This is a genomic window from Vagococcus fluvialis, from assembly GCF_003337315.1.
Taxonomy (GTDB): domain Bacteria; phylum Bacillota; class Bacilli; order Lactobacillales; family Vagococcaceae; genus Vagococcus; species Vagococcus fluvialis.
In genome coordinates, this window is sequence record NZ_QPJV01000013.1 from 18,121 (window position 1) to 41,820 (window position 23,700).

A 23,700-nucleotide genomic window follows, 5' to 3' on the forward strand; every position below is an offset into this window, starting at 1 on the left:
TTTAAATTGTGTCATGTTATTTATATTAGTCGTTTTATGATAAACTACAAGATAAGAAGAAAAAAATAAGAAGGGGATCATGCTTGTGAGTGTACAATTTGTTATTGGTTCTGCTAGTCAGGATCATTCAAAAGAATTAGTAAAAATGGCAGACGAATGGTTGCAACAATCAAGCGACCATGAAGTTTTTTATTTAGTCCCTAACCACGTTAAATTTGAAACAGAGATTCATGTGTTAAAAGAATTAGCTGAGTTACCTCGCTATAGTAAATGGGAAAATATGGTTAGTATGCGTCTGCAAGTTTTTAGTTTTTCTCGTTTAGCTTGGTATTATTTACAAAATACAGCTGAATATCAGGAGCAACAACTATCAACAGTTTCTAAATTTATGATTTTAAAACAAGTTTTACTTGAAAATGCGACTAATTTAGAATTGTTTCAATATGAAACCAATAAGCCTGGCTTTGTGGAACAGTTAATTGATTTATTTGATGAGCTTCAAGAAGGGTTTATTACACCAGAAGATTTAGAGGAAACTTTAAATGAGCTGAAGATTCAAGGAAAAGTCACGGAGAATTTTATTAAATTAAATGATATAAAAGCTATCTATACGTATTACAGTGAACGGATTTCTGAGTTAGATGCTTCTGGTCATGATTTATTACTATCTTTAGGTAATTACTTACAAAATAAAAATTTAAAAAATGTGATGTTTATTGTTTCAGGATTTTCTAACTTTACAGCAATTGAAAAACAATTAATTGAAAGCTTAATGAAAGCTTCTGGGGAATTTAAAATATCTTTAGTTGTTGATAAAGCTTATACCAATCAAGTTCCAGAAGCTCGGGATTTATTTTTTAATACAGGCCACTTATATTATGAGCTTTACCAAATAGCAAAAGAAAATAAATTACCTATTTTATTTGATAAAAAATTAACGGATGAAACAACGTCCATGACCGATTTAGATATGGTTTGGCAACAAAGTCAAAAGTTAATGAAAACAAGTGACAAAGTTTTAATGGATAAAAGTAATGTTCCACTAGAAGTGTGGAATGCAGTGGATCCCTATAATGAGATGCTTTCTGTTGCTAAAGAAATAAGACGCTTAGTTTCTATAGAAGGTTATCGTTATCAAGATATTACTGTATTAACAAGAGATTTAGCTTCTTATCAGCAAATTATTTCTCCTATATTAGTTGAAAATGATATTCCTTTTTATTTTAATCAAGAGGAAGAGATGAAACACCATCCTTTAATCGAATTTATTAATGCTTTATTTCAAATGAAACAACATTTTTATCAGTATAAAGATGTGCTTCGTTTTTTACGCTCAGAAATATTTTCACCTAATTCTTTAGAAATTGATTCCCTACCAGAGTGGGAAAATCATCGTAAAGAGCTAAGAGAAGCTGTAGACTATACAGAAAATGTGGTTCTTGCTTATGGTTATAGTGGTTCTGATTGGGTGAAGAAAAGAGATTGGCGTTATGTCTACTACCAGTATGAGTATGAGGATGAGGTCGAAGGCGAAAAGATTGATAAGGATGTAGAGATTCAACATATATCAAATGATGTGAGACATTTAATTCGTGATTATGTGGCACCATTTTTTGAAAAATTAGATGAAGTTAAACTTGGAAAAGAAGCAAGTATTTTATTTTATGAATTTATGATTCAAGTGGGTGTGGAAAAACAAATTCAATTTATGAGAGACTTAGCTTTGGAAAGAGGAGACTTAGTTAAAGCCAAAAATCATGAGCAAACGTGGCAAGCTTTTGTCACTTTGCTAGATGAATACACAGAGTTAATGGGTGAATTAGACTTTGATTTAGATGATTTTATTCAAATTTTCAAAACAGGACTTGAAGGCTTAACTTATAGTAAAGTCCCAACGACTCTTGACCAATTAGAAATTACTTCAATGGATTTTGTTAGAGCGAAAAAAAGTAAAGTAACTCTTATTATTGGGGCAACAGATCAACAATTACCTAAAAAAATAGAAAATAAAACGTTACTTAGCGATGAAGAAAGAGGCTTCTTAAAAGAAGTACTCCCATTTGAAAAGTACTTAAAAAAAGATCAAACAAAAGATTTAGCAAGAGAACCATTTGTTTTCTATTTGTCATTGCTATCAGCAACTGATAAGTTGATTATTACCTATCCCAAAAGTAGTGATAATAGCAAGGAATTAAAAATTTCTCCCTATGTCACGATTTTAAAACAAGAATTACAACTTAAAGAAATACCAAAAGAACAAGGATTTAAATGGCAAGAAACACCAAATACAACTCTTTTCTCAACAGATGACGTATTACTTAGGGAATGGATAGACTTTAAACGCCAATTAACTGATGAAAAACAAGCAACACCGTGGATTTTTCATCAACTAGAAAAAAGATTGCTAAAAAAATACCCGCTAAAAACAGCTAGATTGCTAGCTAGTTTGGCTCATGAAAATATTCCGGAGAACTTAAGTTCAGTTTCTGTTGAAACTCTCTACGGTGAAACAGTCTATGCCTCGGTTTCTAAAATTGAGAACTTCCATAAATGTCAGTACAAGTACTTTTTAATGTATGGTTTAGGCTTAAGAGAAAGAGATCAATTTGAGCTATCACCAGCAGCTACAGGAGATTTTTATCACGAGGCTTTAGATCAATTTTTCAAAGAGATTATTAAGGGACAATACATTTTAAGTCAAATGACTCAAGAAGAAATCCAAGTGGTTACTGAGAATGTCTTAAAAGAAGTTTTAGGACAGGATAAATTTGGGATTTTAAATACGACAAATCGCATGAATTACATTAAGTATCAACTATCTAAAACCATAGAAAGAATTGGTTGGTCGCTTAAAAAACAAAGCGAAAGAAGTAATATGACTGTTGTTCAAACAGAAGTTTTATTTGGTCAAATTCTTCAAGACCAAGGCCTAGCAAGTCTAGATTTTGATTTAAGCAATCGGAAGAAATTAAAAGTTAGAGGGAAAATCGACCGTATTGATAAAATGAAAGTTGAAGATGATTTGTATTTATCAGTGATTGATTATAAATCAAGTAAACATAATTTTGATTTTGTAGATGCTTATTATGGATTAGCTCTACAGATGATTACTTATTTGAATGTCGCTTTAAATAATGCGGTATCTCTTGTTGGAGAGGAAGCTAAAGCAGCAGGAGCCTTTTACATGCATGTACAAAACCCAATGATTCCAGCAAGTGAGAAAATTAATGAAGAAAACATTGAGGAAGAGTTACTAAAGTCTTATCAGTATAATGGTTTACTTACTAATGAAGAAGCTGTATTAGAGTTACTAGATAAAACAATGGAACCTGGTGTTAAATCTTTAGTTTACCCTTATCAACAACTAAAAAAAGAAACGATGAAATCATCTCAATTTGTTACAAATGATGAATTAGATTTCTTAATTGAGAACAATCAAAATCGATTTAGAGAAGCTGGAGAAGCTATTTTTGAAGGCTCTACTCTTTTAAATCCAGCTTACAGAAAACAAAAACGTATAGCTTGTGAGTATTGTCCTTTTAGAAGTGTTTGTCAGTTTGATGTGATGTTAAAAGAAAATAACTACCACCGAATTGAAGAGCTATCTAAAGAAGAAATTATGGAGAAAGACAAGGAGGTGGATCACGATGAGTAAAGTTGAAATACCTTTAAGACCAGCAAATAGCCACTTTACTGATAAACAATGGCAAGCTGTCTATGATAAGGGAGATAATATATTAATCTCAGCCTCAGCAGGTTCTGGGAAAACAACAGTTTTAGTTGAGAGAGTTATTCAACATATTAAAGCAGGGACAAATGTTGATGAGTTGTTAATTGTTACTTATACAGAAGCAGCAGCTAAAGAGATGAAACAAAGAATCCAGGTAGCTGTTCAATCAGCTATTAATGAGGAGTCTGATTTAGAAAAAAGACAGCACTTAATCAAGCAGTTAAACTTGTTACCTACAGCACCTATTAGTACCTTGCATGCCTTTTGTTTAACCGTGATTCGCAAATATTATTACTTAATTCATATTGATCCTGTTTTTCGTTTATTAACAGATGAAACAGAGATTACACTTTTAAAGGAAGATGTTTGGGAAGATGTTAGGGAAAAATTATATGGTGACAAACAAAAAGAGTTTTATGAGTTAACTGAAAATTTTTCTAATGACCGAAATGATGAAGGTTTAACAAAGTTAATTTTTTCTTTAGCAAGTTTTGCTTTATCTAATACGGAACCTAAAGAATGGCTTGATAAATTAACGAAACATTATGAAGTTGAAGGTAGTATTATTAATAGTGAGCTGTATCAAGATTTTATGAAACCGAGTCTTGTAAAAGATTTAACTCATCTGATTGAAAGAAGTAATGAGCTAATTAACCAAACAATTGGTGAGCCGGATTTTGAAAAAACATTAAGTGTTTTTGAAAGTGATAAAGTTTTGTTAACTAATATACTTAGATTAGTTGAAGAAGATGATTTGGATGCCTGTTACACAAGTTTTCTGCAAGGAAAATTTGCAACAATTAAAGGACCAAGTAAAAAAACAAGTCCAGAAGAAGTAATGGAAGTCTATGAAGAGCTGAAAAAAGAAAGAGATTTAATCAAAAAGCAATTTGGAACGTTGAAAAAGAATTACTTCACCTTGTCTCCTGAGAAGATGTTAGAGCTGATTCAGTTATCAGAGCCTTTGGTTAGAGAAATGGTTTTTGTGTGTCAGACTTATTTATCTGCCTTTAACAAACAAAAAGAAGAGAAAAACTTAGTTGACTTTAATGACCTAGAGCATATGACTTTAGCTATTTTAAGAGAGCTTGATGGTGGCAAGTTTAAGGCGTCAGAAGCTTCCCTTTTTTATCGTAGTAAGTTTAAAGAGGTGTTAGTGGATGAGTACCAAGATGTAAATAGACTACAAGAAGGGATATTATATTGGCTTCGACGACCTGAATTAAATGAAGGTAATTTATTTATGGTAGGGGATGTTAAGCAGTCTATTTATGCCTTCCGTTTAGCTGATCCAACTCTCTTTATTGAAAAATATGAACAATATGCAGAAGAAGACGATGGTAGACGGATTATTTTAGCTGAAAACTTCAGATCTAGAGGAAGTGTATTAGACTTTACAAACCTTATATTTACTCAATTAATGGATAAAGAACTAGGTCAAATTGAGTATGATCAGAGTGCCGAGTTAATAACAGGTTTTAAAGACTATCCAGAAAGTAGCGCTCATGACACTGAAATTTTGATTTATGAAAGTGAATCAGAGTCTGAGGAAGAAGAAATTGATTTAACTTTTGAAATTGAAGATAAAACAGAAGGAGAATTACTTCTTGTTGGTCAAAAAATTCAAGAATTAATTAAAAGTAAATTTCCGATTTATGATAAAAGAAATAAAATGAGTCGACCAATTAAATATCAAGATATCGTTTTACTAAGTCCTACTAAGAAAAATAATTTAGTGATACTAGATATCTTTAAGCAACTAGATATCCCTTTATTAATTAACGACACACAAAATTATTTTCAAGCAACAGAAGTCAAAATAATGATTGCCTTACTTCAAGTGATAGATAATCCTTATCAAGATATTCCTTTTGTAGCAGTTTTAAGGTCACCTGTTGTGGGTATTAAAGAAAATGATTTAGTTAATATTAGGCAATATGATAGCAATGGGTATTTTTATGATGCGTTGAAAGTATACTTGAAACAAGAAACTCAAGTGGATTCTTTATTTGAAAAAATAAGTGAGTTCCATGACCAGTTTATTGTATGGCGTGAGATGGCTAGACAAGAAAAGTTAGTTGAATTGATTTGGAAAATTTATCAAGATACTGGTCTTTTAGAATACGTAGCAGGAATGCCTTCTGGAAAACAAAGACAAGCGAATTTACATGCTTTGTATGAAAGAGCCACATCTTATGAGGAAATGAGCTTTAAAGGACTTTTCCAGTTTGTTCGTTTTATTGAAAAAATGCAAGCGAAAAATAAAGATCTAGCAGAACCAAATAACACAACAGATGTGGAAGATGCTGTTAGGGTGATGACGATTCATGCTAGTAAGGGATTAGAATTTCCTGTTGTTTTTGTATTAGATATGAATAAGCAATTTAATATGACAGATTTAAACAATCAATCTTTTATTTTTGACGAGAAATTAGGAGCAGGAATTAAGTACTTAGATCTTGATAAACGCATCAAATATGAAACTCTTCCTTATGTTTTAATCAAAGAACAAAAACGAAAAAAAATGTTAGCTGAAGAGATGAGAAAACTATATGTTGCCTTAACTAGGGCAGAAGAAAAACTCTTTTTAGTTGGTTCATATAAAAGTAAAGAGGTAGCTTTTAAAAGTTGGCAGGAACAAATTAATTCTGATCACCGAGTATTATCTACATCAGCAAGACTTGGACAAAGAAGTTTACTTGGTTGGGTTGGTTTAAGTATTGTAAGACATCCACTAATTATTAAAGAATATCCTGAGCTTCAAGTCCAACCACTAAAGGGATTAGAAACAATTCCTGTTAATTTTAATCTTAAATTTTTTACAAAAGAAGACATCGGGAAAATTCAAGAAGAAATGACTCCTCTTGAAACAAGAGTTGAAAAAATAGATACGGATGCTAATCCACAACTATTAAAATCAGTAGTTGATATCTTAAACTTTAGCTATCCTAATGAATCAGCAACAAAAACGGCTAGCTATCAATCTGTGTCTGAAATTAAACGACTGTTTGAAGATCCTGATGAAAAACATCTACAAGTGATTGATTTTTCTAAAAAACTAACGACTAAAGCAAATCGAATAGTTGGTGAAGAGTTAGCTAAACCGAAATTTCTAGCCGAAGTAAAAGAGATTACCCAAGCTGAAATTGGAACTGCAACCCATTTAGTTATGCAATTAATTGATTTAGAGAAAAAACCAAGTAAAAATGATTTTGAAAAATTAATTAATCAATTAGTTGAAGATGGTGTTCTTGAAGAAAAATTAGCTGAAAAAATAGATATCACTAACTTATTAACTTTCTTTGATACAGAGTTAGGAGATTTACTTGTTTCAAAAGAAAGTGTCGTCAAAAGAGAGCAACCATTCTCATTGCTACTAAGTGCTGCTGATATTTACGAAGATTATTTAGGTAAAAGAGAAGATCGCTTATTAATTCACGGGATTATTGACGGCTTTATTGAAACAGATGAAGAACTTGTTTTATATGATTTTAAAACAGATTATGTGCCCAAAAATGCAACAAATGAAGAACTTGAAGCAATTAAAAGTAAGTATGTAGGACAGCTAAATTTATACAAACAAGCTTTAGAACAAATCAAAGAAAGACCAGTTACATCTGTGAAATTAGTCTTATTAAGAGGTAATAAGCAAATAGAAATGTTATAAATGTAAAAAAACGGTAGTTAAGCCTTAAAAAAAATGGTAAAATTTGTATATTAAAAAGGAGGGGAAAAAATGTATAAAACATCAGGACAGCTAAAGCAAGAAGCTAAGGATAGTTTAAGAGGAAGATGGAAAGATGCGGTTATCTTAAACTTAGTACCATCCCTTCTACAGATATTAAGTGTGTTCTTAATGGGATTAATAATCGCAGGAATAATCTTTTTTGTTTCAATGTTTACAGCAAGTTCAAGTTTTGAGTCTTTTGATAGTCAAAAAGGTATTGAGAGAACTAATATTGAACAACTCTTTGATGAGGATTTCTTTGATGAAGGGTTAACTGAGTGGAATTCAGAGTATAAAAATAGTAACTTTAATACTTCGTTACAAGTAGGTCCACCTTCATTTGTAACACCAATCATGAATTTAGTTATTTCATTATTAATGGTAGGAATCTCCTTTACATTCTTGGATGTCGTTAGAAAACGAGAAGATCAATCTATGGAATTTAAAGATGCTTTCAGAATTTTTAATGGTGTCGACTTTATACCTATATTTTTAATTAATATACTAACGTATGTATTTACTTTCTTATGGACGCTCTTACTTGTTATACCAGGGATTGTTAAGCGCTACTCTTATTCTCAATCTTATTTTATTTATAAAGATTTAGCGACTCACAAAGATGTGAGAACAATGGGCGCAACAAGTTTTATTTCAGAAAGTAAAGAATTAATGAAGGGACATAAAGCAAGATTATTCTGGCTAGATGTTAGCTTTATTGGTTGGTACATTCTAGGTTCTATCCCTTTTGGAATTGGTTTACTATGGGTGAATCCATATGTTCAAACAACCAAAGCAGCCTTTTACGATGACTTGTCAAAAGGTAAATTTTTATTAGCTGAAGAAGTTGATGAAGAAGAAGAATGGACAAGTTTTTAAAGAATGAGATATTTCTCATTCTTTTTTTATTAGATTGATACCAATTAATCAAAATGATTTAAGAATTATAGAGTAATATACATTCATACCAATTATCCCGAATTGGTTTTTCATACTTAACTCTTACCGAGAGAGTGAAATAACAACCTTCATTTCCGCTAAAGCGACGGCTTTAGTGGTTTTTTTCTGTCTTTTATTCTATAATAAGAACGTACGTTTCTATTAGGGGGGATAATATGTCAAATGAATTACGATTTCCATTAAAAAAAGATACGTCAAGAAAAATAATTCATATTGATATGGATGCTTTTTATGCTTCAGTTGAAGAACGTGATCATCCTGAATTAAAAGGACATCCCTTAGTGATTGCTAAGCACCCAAAAGACACAGGAGGTAGAGGCGTTGTTACAACAGCCAATTACGAGGCTAGGAAATTTGGTATCCACTCAGCTATGAGTGCTCAAAAGGCTTATGAACTGTGTCCAACAGCTAATTTTGTTCAAGGGAATAGAAGTCATTATGCTGAAATTTCAAGAGAAATCCATCAAATTTTTAGGGAATATACCGACATTATTGAGCCTTTATCTTTAGATGAGGCTTATCTTGATGTAACAGTTAATAAAAAAAATATTAAAAGTGCTATTAAAATCGCTAGAATGATTCAATTAGAAATTTGGCAAAAATTACATTTAACTTGCTCAGCAGGAGTTAGTTACAATAAATTTTTAGCTAAGTTAGCATCAGATTATGAAAAACCAAAGGGCTTAACAGTCGTTTTACCAGAAAATGCTGAATCTTTTTTAAGGGATATTCCAATTGAAGATTTTCACGGAGTAGGGAAAAAAACTGTTCCTAAAATGCATGAAATGGGTATTTATAAAGGAAAAGATTTATATGAAAAATCAGAGATGGATTTAATTCGTGAGTTTGGTAAGATGGGTTATTCTTTATACCGAAAGGTGAGAGGGATTCATGATAGTCCAGTTGAGCCAAATCGTGACCGGAAATCTGTTGGCCGTGAAAATACATTTTCTAAGCCGTTACTCGTTGAAGACCAAGTAGTAATTGAGTTAAGAGAATTAGCAAAAGACGTAGAAAAATCGTTAAAAAGAGCTCAACTTCACGGTCAGACAGTGGTTTTAAAAGTGAGAGATAAAGAGTATGAAACTTTTACTAAACGAGTAACGATTAGAGATTATATTGATGACGATGAAACGATTTATTTTTATGTTAAACAAATTTGGGACACTTTTGACTTATTAGAAAGAGGTATTAGGTTATTAGGCATTACGGTGACTAATCTTGAGTCAAAACAATACGAATTAATTAAATTACCTTTATGGGAAAAAGAGCAGCCAACTAAAAAGCCTGAGGAATAAGTACTTAAACTTAATTCTCAGGCTTTTTGATTCTTAGTTTTGATTAGACATCTCTAGTAATTTATTTTTTAAGTCTTCTTCCATAACACTTAATTCAATTTCAGCATTACGACGTTTTTCCTTACCTTCTTTTTGGATACGAAGAGTTTCTTGAATAGTTTCAATTAAATCGTTTTGAGTTTTTTGTAATGTTTCAATATCAACAATTCCACGTTCATTTTCTTCAGCTGTTTCAATAGCCGAAATTTTTAACATCTCTGAGTTTTTAGCTAGTAAATCATTTGTTGTTTGAGATACTTGACGTTGAGCTGTAACAGCATCTTTTTGACGTAAAAGAGTTAAAGCAATTGCTACTTGGTTTTTCCATAATGGAATAGCTGTATTAATCGAAGCTTGAATTTTTTCAGCAAGAGCTTGGTTTGTATTTTGAATTAGGCGAATTTGAGGTGCTTGTTGGATAGTAATTTGTCTTGCTAATTTTAAATCATAAGTTCTTTTTTCTAGACGATCCACAAACTGATTTAAGTCATTAACAATTTGGGCATCCATTTGGTCACCACTTGCTTCAGCCACTTTCATAGCTTCTGGAATAGTTACCATTTCAAGTTCTTCAATTTTAACTTCTCCAGCAGCAATATAAATATTTAAAGCATCAAAGTAATCTTTGTTTTTGTTATAAAGTTGTTCAAGCATTAAGTTATCTTGTAATAAACCATTTTTTTCTTTATCTAGTTTAACGGCAATCTTATCAATTTGAGCACCAATTTTTTGGTATTTAGCAGTTACTTCATAAACAGATTGTTTTACTTTACCAAACATTTTTCTAAAGATATTACTATCACGGGCTTCTAATTCACTAGGACTCGCTTCATTTAAACGATACATTAATTCAGTAAGTGAATCTCCCATAGGTCCGATATCTTGAGCTTGGACGTGATTTAACATAGTATGAGAAAATTCGCCTAACTTTTGTTGTGCTGCCACTCCGTAACTTAAAACGGCTTGGCTATCACTTGTATCAATTTGAGCTGCTAACTCACGAGCTTGTTTTTGTCTGTCCTCTGGTAATTTATCAATAACTTTGGTTGCTACAGAGGTATTTGTTTGTAATTTTTTATCTTCTTGTACACTTAATTTTGATGTATCTGGAGCCTCAAAGGGGTTACTCAGTAAATCATCTAATGTGCTATTAACAGGTGTTACATCTTTTAATTCATCAGTCATCTAAATATTCTCCTTTTCGTGTTTGTATTCTTCCATTTCTTTTTCGCGGTCTACATTTTGTTGAGCGATAGAAATTTCTACGTCTAAGTCATCTAAATCATCTTTAACAAAATCAGCGTAATCTTTAACGATTAATTGAGAAACTTCTTCAATTGCTGCTGCACATTGATTAAGAGCATCAAAAGTGTCTTTTGTTTTTAGTTCATGATTATTGATTTCGATATATTTAGAAGTAAGTTCTACAACATTAGGTAAATGATTGTAGAGAAAACGGTCAGCTCTGTGTAACTTATTTGGTTCTTTAACAATTTCTTTAAACATAGCACGATTTGCTTTTAACGTATCATATCTCAAGTTAATAGCTTTTAATTTTGCTACTTCTTGCATATTGTTATCAAGAGTTGTGATTTGTTTTTTAGCATCTGCCATTGTTTCTCTAAAGAACACAATTTCTTTATCATTCATTCCAAATTCTGAATAATGAGCTTCTTTTTCTTTTGTTAATTCAGGCATTTTATCAATATCTTGATTTTTATTTTTACCAAAAATTAATTTTATTAACCTTAAAACAGCAAAGAAAATCGCGAAGAAAAGAGCAGCTGATAATAAAGTATTAATAAAACTTGATTGATTGAAAATAAAAATTAGTGGGATTAAAATCACGATCACACCTAAAAGCCTATACAATTTTGAGTTATTAGTTTTTTTCATACGGGTTCACTCCTATTTGGTTTTTACCAATAATCTTTATCTTAAAATCATTTTATCACAGTCGGTGAAAATAGATATCAGTCTATGGATGGATTTCTAAAGTTTTAAGAAAAAGCTAAAAATAGAAGTTGTTTTATTGAATATACAACCCTTTAAAGGTATCATAAACTTAATAAAAGAGAGATTCAAGGAGAAAAAAATGACAGATAAATTCGCAGAAGTAACAACTAAAAGAGAAGTTATTTATGAAGGTGCTATTATTGATGTAGTAGTAGATGATGTATTACTTCCAAATGGAGAAACCAGTAAAAGAGAGCTTGTCTTTCACAATGGAGCAGTAGGGATTATTCCAATTACTAAGGAAGGAAAAATTGTTTTAGTTAAACAATTTCGTAAAGCTTTAGAAAAAAGTATTTTAGAAATACCTGCTGGAAAAATTGAAAAAAATGAAACAAATCCACTAGATGTTGCTAAAAGAGAGCTAGAGGAAGAAACAGCTTATCAAGCAGCAGAATTAAAAGAAGTAACACGTTTTATTGCTTCTCCTGGATTTTGTAATGAAGAGTTAACTATTTACGAAGCAAGAGGACTTGTAAAAGTTGATAATCCTCTGCCTCAAGATGACGATGAATTTTTAGAGTTAATGGAATTAACTTTAAAGGAAGCTAAAGAAAAAATAAAGACACAAGAAATTTGTGATGCTAAAACAATATATGCTATTCTATATTGGGAAATGCAAACTAGGTAAGGAGGGGAACTATGTTTAGAAAAGAAAAAGAAGTTAAAGAAGAGCCTCCTATACAAAAGGAAGAACCACAAATTTTAACAAGAGGACGTGTACGAGAGTTTAATAAGAACAAAAAACGTAACACGTGGTTAAACAAAGCGATTATTATAGTAGCAATTCTACTTGCGATTACGATTTATGCAGTATTAAAACTTTAAGGGGTGTTTGGTGTTGAAGATTGGTATTATTGGTGCAATGGAACAAGAGGTTAAAATTTTAAGTGAAAAACTTGAAAACATGTCAACCTGGGAAGAAGCAGGAGCAACTTTTTATACAGGTGTAGTAGGGGAGCATGAAGTTGTCTTAACAAGATCAGGTATTGGTAAAACTTTAGCTGCTTTAACGACAACATTATTAATCAGTCACTATAAAGTTGATATTGTCATTAACACAGGTTCAGCAGGTGGTATTGGTGAAGGACTAGCTATTGGAGATGTTGTTATTTCTGATAAATTAGCTTATTCAGATGTTGATGTGACAGCTTTTGGTTATGAATATGGCCAGATGGCACAAATGCCACTTTACTACGAGGCAAATGATGTGTTAGTACAAGCAGCGATGGAAGCATCAAGTAACAATATGCTAAATGGACGTGTTGGCTTGATTGTATCAGGAGATACGTTTGTTCATAGCCAAAAACAAATTCACGACATTAAAACTCATTTTCCAATGTGTTTAGCAAATGAAATGGAAGGAGCTGCTATTGCTCATGTAGCCCATCAATATGATGTTCCTTTTGTGGTTATTCGTGCCATGAGTGATGTTGGCGATGAGAATGCTAGTGTGAATTTTGATGAATTTATTATTGATGCAGGAGAAAAATCAGCCAAAATGGTACTAGCCCTATTAGCTGAGATAAAAGAAGGAGATATCTAATCATGGAAGCTTTATTATCAATTGATTACACTTATGATTTTGTTGCAACTGATGGAAAGTTAACAACTGGGCAAGTTGGTCAAGATATTGAAGAAGCATTAGTTTCTTTAACAGCTGATTTTATTGAAAGAGATCAATTTGTTGTTTTTGCAATTGATGGGCATGACCCAACAGATTCTTTTCATCCTGAAAATAAATTATTTCCACCGCATAATGTTTTAGGGACTAGTGGTAGAGATTTATATGGTTCTTTAAAGCCATTGTATGAGAAGAATGAGGATAAAGAAACTGTCTACTGGTTAGACAAAAGACATTATTCAGCTTTTAGTGGAACAGATTTAGATATTCGCCTGCGAGAAAGAAATATTCAAAAGATTCATTTAACTGGAGTGTGTACAGATATTTGTGTCTTACATACAGCCGTTGATGCTTATAATCTAGGTTATGAGATTGTGATTCATGAAAACTGTGTTCAGAGTTTTGATGAGGAAGGGCATCGTTGGGCACTTAGACATTTTAAAAACACATTAGGTGCAGAAATAGTATAGAAAAAGGTTGACCCGTTAAGGTCAACCTTTTTTATATATGAAAGACATAGATAAGGGCTAGAGCTAAAATGATTTGTAAGGTACCCACTGCTAAAGCATAAATAAGGTAACGTAATCCTTCTTTAAAAAATTTAGCAAAATCAAGTCTTAAACCAATAGCGGCTAAGGCTGTAATTTCAAACCAACCACTAATAAAATGAGCTGTTTCACTGATTTTAGGGGCTAGTGGCATAAAACTATTTAAGGTACAAAAGAATAAGAAACCAATAATGTACCATGGTAAAGGACTTTTTTTAGCAGGTTTAGTATTAATTTCTTTGTTTGTATTTAAACGGTCTTTTTCAGTGAATTTAGAGAAACTAAATACAACAACCACTAATAAAATGATACGCATGATTTTGAAAAGAGTAGAAAACTCTACGACATCAGGACTAATCATGCTAGCACTTGCTACTACTTGTCCAACAGATTGGAGAGTTCCACCAATTAAAGCACTTTGAGTCAGTACATCTTGGTAAAGACCAGTTGCAATAAAGGGAAGTAGTAACATTAGAACTGTTCCTAGTAAATTAACTAAAGTAATAACTTGCCCCTTTTCATCTTCATTGGCATCAATTTCTGGAGCAATAGCGCCTATCGCAGAAGAACCACAGACCGCATTTCCACCAGCCATAAGTAATCCAATCTTTTTAGAGAATCCCATTTTGCGCCCAATATAATAAGCACCAGCAATTGTTCCAACCATTTGTACCACAATAAAGCCAATACCATTTAATCCCATATGGGCAATGGTTTGAAAAGTGACAGTAGTTCCTAGAAGAACGATTGAGATTTCTAGTAATTTACTTTCAGCAAGTTTTGTACCAGCACTTAAAATAGGTTGCTTTAAAAAAGTATTACCTAGTAAAATTCCTAAAAGAATAGCTATTGTGGCAGCTCCAATAGTTGGTAACCAGATGGCAATAACCTTACTAATAGCTGCTACTAAAAAGGATAATAATAATCCTGGAAGAATTTTTTTAATTGTTTGACTCATATACATCACACTTTCTTTTTTCTTGATAATAAAAGTATAACTTTCTTTTTTACATTTGAGAAATATATAGTTAAAATAGTAATTATAAGAAAAATAAATAGTAGGTGATGGATATGTTCAAATTATTAGCAACTTTTAGAGTAGCTTATGAAACAAGAAATTTTTCAAAAGCTGCAGAAGTTTTATTTATTTCTCAACCAGCAGTTTCAAATCAGATTAAGCAATTAGAAGAAGAATTACAATGTGTTTTATTTAAAAGAAAAGGGAAACAGGAAATGCATCCGACAAAATCAGCAGATATACTTTATGGGAAAGTCTTGAATTTAAGAGATGATTGGGCTGAGACGGTGAGATTAGTAAAAGAAAGTGATAATCAACAAATTCTTTGCCGGATTAGTGCTTCTCATACAGTTTCTGTTTATTATATGCCAGAGTTAATGCGTTATTTGATTAACGAGTTTCCAAAAGTTATTTTTGAAGTGGATATGAAAAACTCTGAAGAAGTGTTACAGGAAATTCACCAACATAATGTGGATTTTGGCTTTATTGAAATGCCTTTAATGACTGATGGGATTAGTCGTTTAGAAATTAAAAAAGACCAACTAGTTTTAGCAGGTAATTTGCAAAGTAATCTTTGGTTAAGTAGAGAAGCAAATTCTGGTGTCTATCATTATATGGAACGCTATCTATTAAGTGAAAATTTAAAACCAAATCGAGTGATTATTAAAAATAATGAAATCATTATTAAAATGTTAGAAAAGGGAATTGGGAAAAGCATGATTTCAAAACAGGCAGTACCTGATTCTTTACCTTATGTTGATTTAGGAGAAGATTATGTAAGACCACTTTATTTTTTAAAGAAAAATAATTTGATTCAAAGAGACTTACAAGAGATAGCAGAAGCAATTGAAAAATTTTATAAATAAAGGAGCTGTGACATATTTATGTCACAGCTCCTTTATACAAACTAAACACTTCTGTCACGACCTCTTAATTATATTCTGCGCGAGTACCACCAATTAGTTTAGGTCTATTACCTAAAGCAGTTACATGAGCTGCTCCTAATTTGTTTAATGAGGGACGAATTGGAATTTGAACATGTTTAATATGCATACCAATCGCTGTATCTCCAATATCAATACCAGCATCAGCCACAATATGTTCAACTTCAACAGGATCTTTCATCGCTTTATAAGCAGCTGTTGCAGTAGAACCCCCTGCATGAACTTTTGGCACGACAGAAACAATCGTTAATCCAAATTTTTTAGCAACTTCTCTTTCAACTGTTAGAGCACGGTTTATATGCTCACAGCCTTGAAAAGCTAAATAAATATTTTTATTTTCAAATAAAGTAATTAGAGTTTCTGCAATTAAGGTACCAACTTCTTGACTAGAGTTTTTACCAATGACACCACCAATAACTTCACTTGAACTTGAGCCAATAACAAAAATATCTCCTTCTTGTAAGTTTGTTTTTTCTAAAACATCCTCAGCAATTGTTATGACGTCTTGTTTTACTTGATTTAAATCTAACATAATCAAAATCATCTCCTGTTTTTAACTAACTGAATTATAACATAGGAATGTAAATTTTAAGTGAGAAAGCTCACTTTTATCTGAAAAGTTGTGTACAATAAAATTATAGAGAATAGGAGGAATGATGAATGAAAAAATCAACATTATTAGTAACTGTTCCAATAGAGGATAGTCAGGTAAAAGAACTTGAAACGATTGCCTCAAATTTCGAAATTATTAAATTGGATGAATTTAAAGGAAATATAGATGATGTAGAAATTCTATATGGTTGGAACCAAGAGATGGGCAATAAATTATTAGCCTCTGATACATCTTCTTTAAAATGGGTTCAAGCCAATTCAGCAGGTGTTGATCATATTGATACCAACAAAATAAAAGAAAAAAATATTCTATTAAGTAATGCTAGTGGAGTCCATGGTAACCAAATGAGTGAATCTATTTTAGGAATGATTTTTGCACATACAAGAAAAATAAAAGAATCCATTTTAGCTCAAGAAAAAAGTGAATGGATTTCACCAACTCAAATGAGTGATTTAAATCAGAAAAAAGTAATGATAGTTGGGACTGGTCACATTGGTGAACGATTGGCTGAAATCTTAAAAGTTTTCCAAACAAACATTACAGGAGTTAATCGAAGTGGTCGAGAAGTTCCTCACTTTGATCAGATTATTAAACAAGATGACTTACTAAATCATATTTCAGAGATGGATATTGTCGTAAGTCTTCTACCAGATACATCAGAAACTCATTATTTCTTTGATAAATCTGTGTTTAGTCAAATGAAAAAAGGTGTTCTATTTATTAATGCAGGACGCGGGGGAACTGTTAATACAGAAGATTTAATTACTTATTGTGAAAATGAAACAATTGGTTTTGCCGGATTAGACGTCTTTGAAGTGGAACCACTACCTAAAACGAGCCCATTATGGAAATTAGATAATGTGCTTATAACACCCCATTCTTCTGGAGCAACTGACCAATATTACAATCGTTTATATCCAATTTTTAAGAAGAATTTATTGCATTACTTGGGGACAAGTGACATTTGTCAAAATAAAATTAATTAAGAGTAAAACCTAATACAAAAGGACTGTGGCTTTTTGGCTACAGTCCTTTTTATTAGAATAAACAGTATTTTAGTTGAATTGAACACAAACAATTTCAGGAGCATAAAAATCTTTTTGTAAAAGAGTTAATTCTCCAGTTTCTTCGTTACGTTCAAATAAAGTTAAATTATCAGTATTTTGGTTAGCAACGATAACAAATTTTTGGTCAGGTGTTAAATCGAAATCTCTAGGGAAATCACCTTCAACAGAAATAAGTTGAATCAATTCAATTGATTTTCCGTCATTTGCTACTTTATAAACTGCTAATGAGTTATGTCCACGATTTGATGCGTAAAGAAATTTACCATCTTTAGAAATACGAATCGCAGCTCCTCCACTAAATTCAGTGAAGTTCTCAGGTAAAGTAGAGATAACTTGCTCCTCAGTAAAGACACCAGTTGTAGCGTCATAACTTAATACAACAACTTCATTTGATAATTCACCAAATAGATAAGCTTGTTTTTGGTTTGGGTGAAAGACAATATGTCTTGGACCAGTACCAGGTTTTGCTTTAAAAGTAGCTACCTCTGTTAAAGCACCTTTATCATCAACATCATATGTATAAACAGTGTCATTTCCTAAGTCACAAGCGATTAAGCGACCATCAGGAGCTAAGTCTGAGTAGTGAGCGTGTGCACTATTTTGATTTTCATGTGGGCCGTTACCAGTATGTTCTTTTCTATCGGCTAAAGTAAGAGAACCATCTGGATTGATTGTGTAAGAAGTAATCACACCTTTGTGGTAGTTAGCTCCGTAAACAAGTTGTCTTGTTTCATCAACAGCAACATAACAAGGAGGAGCTCCTTCTTCTGTAACGCGGTTTAAGAAGGTAAATGAGCCATCTTGATTTCTTTGGTAACTAGCAACGCCACCTAAATCACCATCTTTTGATACAGCATAAACAACTTCTTTGTCAGAAATTGCTAAAAAAGTAGGATTATCTTCAACAATTAAAGACTCAAGATTAACTAATTCTTTTTTCTCAGTATCAAATTCAACAGAATAGATACCTTTACTGTCTTTTTTAGTGTAAGAACCTAAAATAATTTTTTCCATTCAATAAACTTCCCTTCTTATATCTGATTTCCAATAGATTATAACATATAAAAAATAAGTATAAATAAAATTGATTTGATTTTAGAGAAGATTTTTAATTTTGGATTTTTATAGGGAAGTTTGAAGTAGATTTTTCTTTACAAGAAATAACGAAGAATATGATATACTAATAAACATAAACTAATTAAGAGGTGTAAGGGAATGAAAAAATCAGTCGTTAAGTCAATTGGGAAAAATGCGATTCATCCAAAGGATCCATTAATTATATTATTTGATGAAAGTGCAACTGACGCTTTAAAAAATGTTTCAGTTATTCAAAAATTTGATGAGTTAAATGATCACCTATTAAAAGCAGGAGATACATTATCTTTTGATGAACAAGAGTATAAAATAACTCAAGTTGGTCCTTTAGCTAATGAAAATTTACAAGCAATGGGGCATGTAACTGTTGTATTTAAAGAAGTTGCAGCAGAAGATGAAATGGCTAACGCTTTATATGTAGAGCCTTTTATCTTACCTGAAATTATTGAGGGAACAGTGATTACCTACGCTATTATAAAGTAAAGGAGAATCAGACGTGCAATCAAATAAACCAAATAAAGAAACAAAAAAATGGGCCAATCGATTATTATTAAATAATCAGATATTAATGCCTTTAATTATTATTGTCTTACTATTACTAATTGTTTTGTTATTTACAAAAGTATCCCATCTATTTCAACCAGTTGTTCAATTTATGGGAATAGTGGGTCTGCCAATTATTATCTCAGGTTTACTTTATTATATATTTAATCCTGTTGTTAATTTTATGGAGAAAAAAGGAATCAAACGAGATTTCGGTATTACAATTTTATATATAGTGGTTATTGGTTTAATCGCTTGGGGTATCATTATCTTAGTCCCAAAAATTGAAGCTCAAACCAAGAGTTTTATTGACGATTGGCCTATGTATTGGAAAACTATTGAGCATAAAACCTCAGAATTTTTCAATGCACCACTTTTTGAGCAGTTTAGCGAACCAATAGAAAATACAATAAATGAATTATTTAGTTCAATTAATTCAATTGCTAAGAGTATTTCTAAAAATGCCTTCACAGGAATCGGTAGTGTTGTAGGTGCAGTTGCTAATATTGTTGTAACCATTGTTACAGTACCATTCATTCTATTTTATTTATTAAAAGATGGAAAAAAATTAGCACCATTTGCTACACAATTTTTACCAACTAAAATTCGCAAGAAAACTTTAGTCATCTTAACAGACATTAATAAACAACTATCTTCATATGTAAGAGGACAGGTGACAGTAGCTATTGCAGTTGCTATTATGTTTATTATTGGTTTTTCAGTCATCGGATTAAACTATAGTATTACTTTAGGCATACTGGCTGGTTTTCTAAATTTAGTTCCATATGTAGGTTCAGCTTTAGCAACTATCCCAGCAATTATTTTAGCCTTAGTTGATGGTCCTAAAATGCTTGTAGCAGTTATTATTGTCTTTGTTTTAGAACAAACGATTGAAGGTAAATTTATTTCACCTTTAGTCCTTGGAAGTCAGTTAGATATCCACCCGATTACAATTATTTTTGTATTATTATCTGCAGGAAAAATATTTGGTATTATGGGTGTGATTATCGGAATTCCAGTCTATGCGGCAATTAAAGTAATAGTGACTCACTTATTTATCTGGTACAAAGATTTCTCAGGGTTATATGAGGAAGACAACACTCAAAGAATAGAAGAAAAGGCTGATGCATAAATATGCGTCAGCCTTTTCATTAAAATGTTTCTGCTAAATGTTCTGCTTTTTTATGAGCTTCTGCAATAATTTCTTCGGCTTTTTCTGGATAATGATCCACACCTTCAATAAAGATATGTTCAATATCAGTTACACCCATAAAATTGAAAATTGTTTCAAGGTACTGAGAGCCAGGTTCGTTACCAGAGAATGAACCACCGTTTGATTGAATATGCAGTAATTTTTTCTCAGGAACTAAGCCAAGTGGTCCAGTTTCTGTATAAGTAAATGTTTTACCTTTAACAACAATTGTATCAATCCATGATTTTAAACGAGATGGAATATTTAAATTCCATAGTGGATTTGTTACAACAATTTTATCATGAGCTAAAAATTGTTCAGTTAATTCGTTAAAACGAGTTAATGTTGCTAATTGTTCAGCTGATAATTCATTTTGACCAGCAGCAGTAGCCCAAGTTTCGAATAAATGAGCATCAATTTCTGGTACGTCTTCTTTATAAATATCAAGTACAGTAACTGTATCTGTTGGATTATTTTTTTTATAAGAAGCAATAAACGCCTCTTGAGTTGCTACAGAACGTGATTTTTCTGCAGATAATGGATGTGCTTGAACGACTAAAAGATTTGTCAATGTGGTTCCCCCTACTTATTAATTGTTAGTTATTTTCTTCATTACTATAACGATAGTTTTATAAAAAGTAAAGAACAGATTTGTAAATTATAGGTTTACAGTGATTTTTTTACAATTTTTTAGGTAAGATAATGCTTTTTTTGCTAAATTAAAGTATACTATCATAGGATAAACTAGGGGGTTGAACTTGTGGCACAATTATTTTTTAAACATGGGGCAATGAATAGTGGTAAAACAATTGAGATTTTAAAAGTTGCTCATAATTATGAAGAACAACAAAAGCCAGTTGTTTTAATGACTAGTGGACTCGATACAAGAGAAGCTGTTGGTGTTGTATCTAGTCGAATTGGCTTAAAAAGAGAAGCAATACCTATTTTTCATGAAACAAATGTTTATGAAAAAATCAAAGAACTATCCTATAAACCTTATTGTGTCTTAGTTGATGAATCTCAATTTTTGGAAAAAGAACATGTTATTCAATTTGCTAAAGTCGTTGATGAGCTTGATATACCAGTCATGGCGTTTGGATTAAAAAATGATTTCAGAAACGAATTGTTTGAAGGCTCTAAATATTTATTATTATATGCAGACAAAATTGAAGAGTTAAAAACAATTTGTTGGTTCTGCCATAAAAAAGCGACGATGAATTTAAGAATGAATGACAATAAACCTGTATACACAGGAGAGCAAATACAAATAGGTGGCAATGAATCTTATTTCCCAGTTTGTAGAAAGCATTATTTAAATCCACCACAATAGAAAATTAAGTATAAACTATGTATAATAAATGAGTGAAATAGAAAGGAAGAGATAAATGTTTGATCAATTACAATCTCTTGAAGATCGTTACGAAGAATTAGGTGAATTGTTAAGTGACCCAGAAGTAGTAAGTGACACGAAACGATTTATGGAGTTATCAAAAGAAGAGGCAAGTACAAGAGAAACAGTTGAGGTATATCGTCGTTATAAAGATGTTATCCAAGGAATTGCTGATTCAGAAGAATTATTAAGTGAAAAATTAGATGACGAATTACAAGAATTAGCTAAAGAAGAATTATCTGAATACAAAGCTGAAAAAGAAGAGTTAGAAGAAAAAATTAAAATTCTTTTACTACCTAAAGATCCTAATGATGATAAAAATATTATTATGGAAATTAGAGGAGCAGCCGGTGGAGATGAAGCAGCTTTATTTGCTGGTGATTTATTTGAAATGTATCAAAGTTACGCATCTGCTCAAGGTTGGAAATTTGAAGTAATGGATGCTAATATCACTGGAATTGGTGGTTACAAAGAGGTAACAATCATGATTTCAGGACAAAGTGTCTTCTCTAAATTAAAATACGAAAGTGGAGCGCACCGTGTCCAACGTGTTCCTTCAACAGAGTCACAAGGCCGTGTTCATACGTCAACTGCTACTGTAGTTGTTTTACCAGAAGCTGAAGAAGTTGAATTAGACTTAGAAGATAAAGATATTCGTATTGATATTTATCACGCAAGTGGAGCTGGTGGACAGCACGTTAATAAGACAGCCTCAGCTGTACGTTTAACACATATTCCAACTGGAATTGCTGTAGCTATGCAAGACGAGCGTTCTCAGCTTAAAAACAGAGAGAAAGCTATGAAAGTTTTACGTGCTCGTGTTTATGACCAAATGTTACAAGAGAGCCAAAGTGAATATGATGCAACAAGAAAATCAGCAGTTGGTACTGGGGATCGTTCTGAGCGTATTAGAACTTATAACTTCCCTCAAAACCGTGTCACAGATCACCGTATTGGTTTGACGATTCAAAAATTAGATCAAATTTTATCTGGTAAAGTAGATGAAATTATTGATGCGCTAATTATTTATGATCAAACTGAACAGTTGGCGAAATTAAATGACTAATACTAAAACATATTTTGAAGTCCTAAAATGGGCTTCTTCTTTTTTAGAAAATAATCATCAGGAAGCCTATATTGCTGAGTATTTATTACTGGAAAAAAATAGATGGACTAAAACTGATTTATTAATGAATTTTAAAAAGCAAATGCCTTTAGCTGAGTATAATGCTTATAAAGCTGACTTAGAAAAAGTTACTCTACATATTCCTGTACAGTACCTAATTGGCTCAACTGAGTTTTATGGTAGACGTTTTAAGGTTAACGAACATACCTTGATTCCAAGACCTGAAACAGAAGAGTTAGTTGAATTAATTTTAAAAGATAATTACCAAGAAAATTTAGAAGTTGTAGATATTGGAACTGGTACTGGAATTATCGCTTTATCTTTAAGTCTAGAAAATCCAACTTGGAAAGTTACTGGACTGGATATTTCAAAAGAAGCGTTAAAAATTGCTACAAAGAATAATCAAGCACTTGAAGGACAGGTTGATTTTTTAGAAAGTGATGTATTATCAAAATTTCCAAAGAATAAAAAAATTGATATATTAGTTTCAAACCCTCCGTACATTAGTTATGACGAGTGGGAAGAGATGGATGAGTCTGTTAGAGAGTATGAACCAAAACAAGCTCTTTTTGCGGAAAATAACGGATTAGCTATTTATGAAAAAATTGCTAAGGAGAGTACTACTGTTTTATCAGAAACTGGTAGAATTTATTTGGAAATTGGTTACTTACAGGGTGAATCTGTTAGTCAAATTTTTAAAGAAGCATATCCAACAAAAAATGTTCGTGTGATAACGGATTTAAACGGCCAAGATAGAATAATTGAAGTGAAATAAA

The 23,700-nt window shown here is 31.7% G+C and carries 21 protein-coding genes; 15 read left to right on the forward strand and 6 right to left on the reverse strand.

From position 1 onward, the window contains the following. The first annotated feature begins 85 nt into the window (after positions 1 to 85). The 4 genes from DFR54_RS11065 (at position 86) to dinB (ending at position 9,712) form a co-directional block, all read left to right on the forward strand. On the forward strand, positions 86 to 3,655 hold the full coding sequence (locus DFR54_RS11065; protein ID WP_170126959.1) for a PD-(D/E)XK nuclease family protein: 3,570 nt from the start codon (positions 86 to 88) through the stop codon (positions 3,653 to 3,655). Continuing rightward, positions 3,648 to 7,397 (forward strand): helicase-exonuclease AddAB subunit AddA, encoded by a 3,750-nt coding sequence (gene addA, locus DFR54_RS11070; protein ID WP_114290280.1) that lies wholly within the window; start codon positions 3,648 to 3,650, stop codon positions 7,395 to 7,397. The genes DFR54_RS11065 and addA overlap by 8 nt, the downstream gene beginning before the upstream one ends. A gap of 69 nt (positions 7,398 to 7,466) precedes the next feature. Continuing rightward, the gene (locus DFR54_RS11075) at positions 7,467 to 8,333 is read left to right on the forward strand and encodes a DUF975 family protein (RefSeq protein ID WP_114290281.1); all 867 of its coding nucleotides are present in this window, start codon (positions 7,467 to 7,469) and stop codon (positions 8,331 to 8,333) included. 236 nt (positions 8,334 to 8,569) lie between these two features. Further along, positions 8,570 to 9,712 carry a DNA polymerase IV gene (gene dinB / locus DFR54_RS11080; protein WP_114290282.1) on the forward strand — a complete coding sequence of 381 codons (1,143 nt, stop codon included), beginning with the start codon at positions 8,570 to 8,572 and terminating at the stop codon, positions 9,710 to 9,712. 33 nt (positions 9,713 to 9,745) lie between these two features. On the opposite strand, the gene DFR54_RS11085 is transcribed toward dinB, so the two are convergent. Together DFR54_RS11085 and DFR54_RS11090 are read right to left on the reverse strand one after the other, a co-directional pair. After that, positions 9,746 to 10,936 carry a toxic anion resistance protein gene (locus DFR54_RS11085; protein ID WP_086342499.1) on the reverse strand — a complete coding sequence of 397 codons (1,191 nt, stop codon included), beginning with the start codon at positions 10,934 to 10,936 and terminating at the stop codon, positions 9,746 to 9,748. Then, complete coding sequence (locus DFR54_RS11090) at positions 10,937 to 11,647, reverse strand: 5-bromo-4-chloroindolyl phosphate hydrolysis family protein (RefSeq protein WP_114290283.1); 711 nt, start codon at positions 11,645 to 11,647, stop codon at positions 10,937 to 10,939. A gap of 199 nt (positions 11,648 to 11,846) precedes the next feature. Here DFR54_RS11090 and DFR54_RS11095 point away from each other — a divergent pair, with 199 nt between their 5' ends. The 4 genes from DFR54_RS11095 to DFR54_RS11110 are packed head-to-tail and all read left to right on the forward strand — an operon-like array spanning position 11,847 to position 13,858. Further along, positions 11,847 to 12,395 (forward strand): NUDIX hydrolase, encoded by a 549-nt coding sequence (locus DFR54_RS11095; protein WP_114290284.1) that lies wholly within the window; start codon positions 11,847 to 11,849, stop codon positions 12,393 to 12,395. Between the two features lie 11 nt (positions 12,396 to 12,406). Next, the gene (locus tag DFR54_RS11100) at positions 12,407 to 12,592 is read left to right on the forward strand and encodes a hypothetical protein (RefSeq protein WP_086342502.1); all 186 of its coding nucleotides are present in this window, start codon (positions 12,407 to 12,409) and stop codon (positions 12,590 to 12,592) included. Positions 12,593 to 12,605: 13 nt separating this feature from the next. Continuing rightward, complete coding sequence (locus DFR54_RS11105) at positions 12,606 to 13,310, forward strand: 5'-methylthioadenosine/adenosylhomocysteine nucleosidase (RefSeq protein WP_114290285.1); 705 nt, start codon at positions 12,606 to 12,608, stop codon at positions 13,308 to 13,310. Between the two features lie 2 nt (positions 13,311 to 13,312). Beyond that, a complete protein-coding gene (locus DFR54_RS11110; protein WP_114290286.1) occupies positions 13,313 to 13,858 on the forward strand; it encodes a cysteine hydrolase family protein in 546 nt (181 codons plus the stop codon). A 31-nt stretch (positions 13,859 to 13,889) separates the two neighbouring features. Here DFR54_RS11110 and DFR54_RS11115 read toward each other — a convergent pair whose 3' ends face one another. Further along, on the reverse strand, positions 13,890 to 14,894 hold the full coding sequence (locus DFR54_RS11115) for a YeiH family protein (RefSeq protein ID WP_399287553.1): 1,005 nt from the start codon (positions 14,892 to 14,894) through the stop codon (positions 13,890 to 13,892). A 113-nt stretch (positions 14,895 to 15,007) separates the two neighbouring features. Here DFR54_RS11115 and DFR54_RS11120 point away from each other — a divergent pair, with 113 nt between their 5' ends. Next, on the forward strand, positions 15,008 to 15,820 hold the full coding sequence (locus DFR54_RS11120; protein ID WP_114290288.1) for a LysR family transcriptional regulator: 813 nt from the start codon (positions 15,008 to 15,010) through the stop codon (positions 15,818 to 15,820). Between the two features lie 64 nt (positions 15,821 to 15,884). Here DFR54_RS11120 and DFR54_RS11125 read toward each other — a convergent pair whose 3' ends face one another. Further along, a complete protein-coding gene (locus tag DFR54_RS11125) occupies positions 15,885 to 16,430 on the reverse strand; it encodes a TIGR01440 family protein (protein WP_086342507.1) in 546 nt (181 codons plus the stop codon). A gap of 128 nt (positions 16,431 to 16,558) precedes the next feature. Here DFR54_RS11125 and DFR54_RS11130 point away from each other — a divergent pair, with 128 nt between their 5' ends. Continuing rightward, entirely contained in the window at positions 16,559 to 17,497 is a 939-nt protein-coding gene (locus tag DFR54_RS11130; protein ID WP_114290289.1) for an NAD(P)-dependent oxidoreductase, read from the forward strand. Positions 17,498 to 17,566: 69 nt separating this feature from the next. On the opposite strand, the gene DFR54_RS11135 is transcribed toward DFR54_RS11130, so the two are convergent. After that, positions 17,567 to 18,592, reverse strand: coding sequence for a lactonase family protein (locus DFR54_RS11135; RefSeq protein ID WP_114290290.1), 1,026 nt, complete (start codon positions 18,590 to 18,592; stop codon positions 17,567 to 17,569). A 201-nt stretch (positions 18,593 to 18,793) separates the two neighbouring features. Here DFR54_RS11135 and DFR54_RS11140 point away from each other — a divergent pair, with 201 nt between their 5' ends. After that, positions 18,794 to 19,156 carry a PTS glucitol/sorbitol transporter subunit IIA gene (locus tag DFR54_RS11140; RefSeq protein ID WP_114290291.1) on the forward strand — a complete coding sequence of 121 codons (363 nt, stop codon included), beginning with the start codon at positions 18,794 to 18,796 and terminating at the stop codon, positions 19,154 to 19,156. 85 nt (positions 19,157 to 19,241) lie between these two features. Then, on the forward strand, positions 19,242 to 20,348 hold the full coding sequence (locus DFR54_RS11145; RefSeq protein WP_086342792.1) for an AI-2E family transporter: 1,107 nt from the start codon (positions 19,242 to 19,244) through the stop codon (positions 20,346 to 20,348). Positions 20,349 to 20,367: 19 nt separating this feature from the next. Here DFR54_RS11145 and DFR54_RS11150 read toward each other — a convergent pair whose 3' ends face one another. Continuing rightward, positions 20,368 to 20,979: an FMN-dependent NADH-azoreductase gene (locus tag DFR54_RS11150; protein WP_114290292.1), complete on the reverse strand. Its 612-nt coding sequence runs from the start codon at positions 20,977 to 20,979 to the stop codon at positions 20,368 to 20,370. A gap of 189 nt (positions 20,980 to 21,168) precedes the next feature. Here DFR54_RS11150 and DFR54_RS11155 point away from each other — a divergent pair, with 189 nt between their 5' ends. The 3 genes from DFR54_RS11155 to prmC are packed head-to-tail and all read left to right on the forward strand — an operon-like array spanning position 21,169 to position 23,699. Beyond that, entirely contained in the window at positions 21,169 to 21,738 is a 570-nt protein-coding gene (locus DFR54_RS11155; RefSeq protein ID WP_086342512.1) for a thymidine kinase, read from the forward strand. A gap of 55 nt (positions 21,739 to 21,793) precedes the next feature. After that, positions 21,794 to 22,864: a peptide chain release factor 1 gene (prfA, locus tag DFR54_RS11160; protein WP_086342513.1), complete on the forward strand. Its 1,071-nt coding sequence runs from the start codon at positions 21,794 to 21,796 to the stop codon at positions 22,862 to 22,864. Continuing rightward, complete coding sequence (gene prmC / locus DFR54_RS11165) at positions 22,857 to 23,699, forward strand: peptide chain release factor N(5)-glutamine methyltransferase (protein WP_114290293.1); 843 nt, start codon at positions 22,857 to 22,859, stop codon at positions 23,697 to 23,699. Before prfA ends, prmC begins: the two co-directional genes overlap by 8 nt. Position 23,700: the final 1 nt, after the last annotated feature.

What these genes read in the sequence shown, in the direction of transcription:
- addA (WP_114290280.1), top strand. Translation starts at nt 3,648, where the DNA reads ATGAGTAAAGTTGAAATACCTTTAAGACCAGCAAATAGCCACTTTACT.
- DFR54_RS11075 (WP_114290281.1), top strand. Translation starts at nt 7,467, where the DNA reads ATGTATAAAACATCAGGACAGCTAAAGCAAGAAGCTAAGGATAGTTTA.
- dinB (WP_114290282.1), top strand. Translation starts at nt 8,570, where the DNA reads ATGTCAAATGAATTACGATTTCCATTAAAAAAAGATACGTCAAGAAAA.
- DFR54_RS11085 (WP_086342499.1), bottom strand. Translation starts at nt 10,936, where the DNA reads ATGACTGATGAATTAAAAGATGTAACACCTGTTAATAGCACATTAGAT.
- DFR54_RS11090 (WP_114290283.1), bottom strand. Translation starts at nt 11,647, where the DNA reads ATGAAAAAAACTAATAACTCAAAATTGTATAGGCTTTTAGGTGTGATC.
- DFR54_RS11095 (WP_114290284.1), top strand. Translation starts at nt 11,847, where the DNA reads ATGACAGATAAATTCGCAGAAGTAACAACTAAAAGAGAAGTTATTTAT.
- DFR54_RS11100 (WP_086342502.1), top strand. Translation starts at nt 12,407, where the DNA reads ATGTTTAGAAAAGAAAAAGAAGTTAAAGAAGAGCCTCCTATACAAAAG.
- DFR54_RS11110 (WP_114290286.1), top strand. Translation starts at nt 13,313, where the DNA reads ATGGAAGCTTTATTATCAATTGATTACACTTATGATTTTGTTGCAACT.
- DFR54_RS11115 (WP_399287553.1), bottom strand. Translation starts at nt 14,894, where the DNA reads ATGAGTCAAACAATTAAAAAAATTCTTCCAGGATTATTATTATCCTTT.
- DFR54_RS11120 (WP_114290288.1), top strand. Translation starts at nt 15,008, where the DNA reads ATGTTCAAATTATTAGCAACTTTTAGAGTAGCTTATGAAACAAGAAAT.
- DFR54_RS11125 (WP_086342507.1), bottom strand. Translation starts at nt 16,430, where the DNA reads ATGTTAGATTTAAATCAAGTAAAACAAGACGTCATAACAATTGCTGAG.
- DFR54_RS11130 (WP_114290289.1), top strand. Translation starts at nt 16,559, where the DNA reads ATGAAAAAATCAACATTATTAGTAACTGTTCCAATAGAGGATAGTCAG.
- DFR54_RS11135 (WP_114290290.1), bottom strand. Translation starts at nt 18,592, where the DNA reads ATGGAAAAAATTATTTTAGGTTCTTACACTAAAAAAGACAGTAAAGGT.
- DFR54_RS11140 (WP_114290291.1), top strand. Translation starts at nt 18,794, where the DNA reads ATGAAAAAATCAGTCGTTAAGTCAATTGGGAAAAATGCGATTCATCCA.
- DFR54_RS11145 (WP_086342792.1), top strand. Translation starts at nt 19,242, where the DNA reads ATGCCTTTAATTATTATTGTCTTACTATTACTAATTGTTTTGTTATTT.
- prfA (WP_086342513.1), top strand. Translation starts at nt 21,794, where the DNA reads ATGTTTGATCAATTACAATCTCTTGAAGATCGTTACGAAGAATTAGGT.
- prmC (WP_114290293.1), top strand. Translation starts at nt 22,857, where the DNA reads ATGACTAATACTAAAACATATTTTGAAGTCCTAAAATGGGCTTCTTCT.